Consider the following 2305-nt stretch of genomic DNA (forward strand, 5'->3'; position numbering starts at 1 on the left):
ACGCTGTCCACCGCGGTCGGACCCGGCGAAGAGCCAGGACTTCCGGCCGAGCGCGATGCCACGAAGGGCGCGTTCGGCGGAATTGTTGGTCGTGCAGACGCGGCCGTCGTCGAGGAAGCGGGTGAAGGCGGGCCAGCGTTTCAGCATGTAGTCCATGGCCTTGGCAAGATCGTTGCCTCGCGACAGACCGGCGCGCTTCTCCGTCAGCCATCGTTCCAGGTCGGCGACCAGGGGGGCGCTGAGCTCCTGGCGGATCGCCCGCCGCCGGTCGTCGTCTTGGCCGCTGATGGCGCGCTCGATCTCGAACAGGGCGTCGATGCGCCGGACCGCCTCCAGCGCCAGGGGCGAGATCACCGAGGCAGCCCGGCCCTCGGCCTTGCGGCGGGCATTGGCCGCCAGGTCGGCTAGGGCGAAGAACGGACGCCTCGCATGCGCCCAGCAGGCGGCCTCCAGGATTGGCCCGGGTTTTCGGTCGGGCAGGTAGAGTGCGCCATAGCCCCCATAGGCGTCCGCCTGAAGCAGCCCGGCATACCCAGCGAGATGGGCCTGGGGGTGTTCACCTCTCCGGTCGCGCGAATAGTAGAACATGGCCGCCGGTGGTGCCGGTCCGCCGAAGGGGCGGTCGTCGCGGACATAGACCCAACATCGGCCGGTGTCGGTCTTACCCTTCGCCAGGACGGGCACCGTGGTGTCGTCGCCATGCAGACGCGCGGCGGCAAACACATGGGCCTCGATGCGCCGGATCAACGGCTCCAGGGCGGCGCAGCCGGCGCCCACCTGGTCGGCCAGCGTGGACAGGCTGAGCGGCACACCCTCCTTGGCATAGCGCTCGGCCTGGCGGTTCAGCGGCTGGTGCTGCCCGAACTTCTCGAACAGGATCATGGCCAGCAGGCTGGGGCCGGCCCAGCCGCGCGGGGTCACATGGAAGGGCGCCGGCGCCTGGCTGATCTTCTCGCAGTCCCGGCAGCTGAACTTCTCGCGGACCCGCTGGATGACCTTCCACTGGCGCGGGATCACCTCCAGGGTCTCGGTGACGTCCTCGCCGATCTTGCGCAGCCGGTCACCGCCACAGCAGGAGCAGGCCGACGGAGCCGGCTCGACCACCCGCTCGCGCGGCAAATGCTCGGGAAACGGCTTGCGGGCAGGACGGTTGCGGGTGAAGGCCGCCACGTTGGTGGTGCGCGCCGCGGCCTTCTCGGCGGTGATCTCGTCCTCGGTGGCCGCCGCCGCCAGTTCCTCGAACGCCAGCTCCATCTGGTCGATCAGGCGGGCCGAGCGTTCCGCCCGGGGGCCGTAGAGTTCGCGCTTCAGTTTCTCGATCTGCAGCTTCTGGTGCGCGATCAGCGCCTGGTCCTCGGCGGCCCTGGCGCGCGCGACCGCCAGCTCCGCCCTCAGGGCGTCGATGTCGTCTGTCGGGGTCTCGCGGCCGATTTCCATGCCCCAATGGAATCATAAAACCCGGCCGCTGACTCGCTAAAAATGTGGGTTTCCGCCCTATCCGGCACTTCGCGGGCGGAAGGTGTGGCGCGGGTTGCGCCAGTCGATCCCGTCGAGCATGTAGGCCAGTTGGGCCGACGAGATCGCCACCACGCCGTCAGCCGGAGAGGGCCAGATGAACCGCCCCTTCTCCAGGCGCTTGGCGTACAGCGACATGCCCAGGCCGTCGTGCCAAAGGACCTTGATCAGATCCCCCCGAGCACCCCGGAAAACGAACAGGTCACCGGCGTGGGGATCGCGGCCGAGCGCCTCCTGCACCAGCAGCGCCAAGCCGTTCATGCCGCGCCGCATGTCCGTCCGCCCGACCGCCAGCCAGACCCGGACGCCCGTCGGAACCGGGATCATCGCCGCTCCAGCACGTCCAAGACCCGGCACAGCAGCTGGGCACCGACACCATCGCCGACACGGACACGGTAGCCACCAGCCAGATTGATCTCCACCACGCCGGCAGAAGAAGAGGCTTCCTTCCGCCCGGCGGCCGCCATGTCCTCGGCCACCACCACCGGCACCATATGGGCCGGCACCGTCTCGCCCTGTTGTCCCCCGAAACGCTTGCGCCAAGTGAAAACCTGACTGTCGTTGACCCCGTACCGCCGCGCCACCCCGGCCACAGAGGCCCCGGGCTCGTAGGTCGCCGCGACGATCTCCCGCTTCAGATCCTCAGGCCAAGAACGGTTCCGCCGCCGCCCGGTCGAGTTTCTGTCCATAAATGAATCCGTGGACACTTCCGCCAACTTCAACGCCAATCAGGCGATCAGATTCGCCGAAGCTCACCCGGCCGGGAAGGCGGTCCACGCCGGAGGGATAC

Annotated in this window: 3 protein-coding genes and 1 pseudogene; all 4 read right to left on the reverse strand. The window is 68.7% G+C overall.

Going from position 1 to position 2305, the window contains the following annotated elements:
• Positions 1-1437, reverse strand: a 1437-nt coding sequence (locus MTBUT4_RS14390) for an IS66 family transposase (RefSeq protein ID WP_173980388.1), incomplete at its 3' end; no start/stop codon positions are given.
• Between the two features lie 57 nt (positions 1438-1494).
• Positions 1495-1842, reverse strand: coding sequence for an IS66 family insertion sequence element accessory protein TnpB (tnpB, locus tag MTBUT4_RS14395; RefSeq protein WP_173980389.1), 348 nt, complete (start codon positions 1840-1842; stop codon positions 1495-1497).
• Positions 1839-2021 (reverse strand): hypothetical protein, encoded by a 183-nt coding sequence (locus MTBUT4_RS19920; protein ID WP_254434873.1) that lies wholly within the window; start codon positions 2019-2021, stop codon positions 1839-1841. Before MTBUT4_RS19920 ends, tnpB begins: the two co-directional genes overlap by 4 nt.
• Before the next feature lie 18 nt (positions 2022-2039).
• Positions 2040-2204: pseudogene (locus MTBUT4_RS19925) on the reverse strand (transposase); the annotation flags it as partial.
• Between the last annotated feature and the right edge of the window lie 101 nt (positions 2205-2305).

The organism is Magnetospirillum sp. UT-4, from assembly GCF_902729435.1.
Lineage (GTDB): Bacteria > Pseudomonadota > Alphaproteobacteria > Rhodospirillales > Magnetospirillaceae > Magnetospirillum.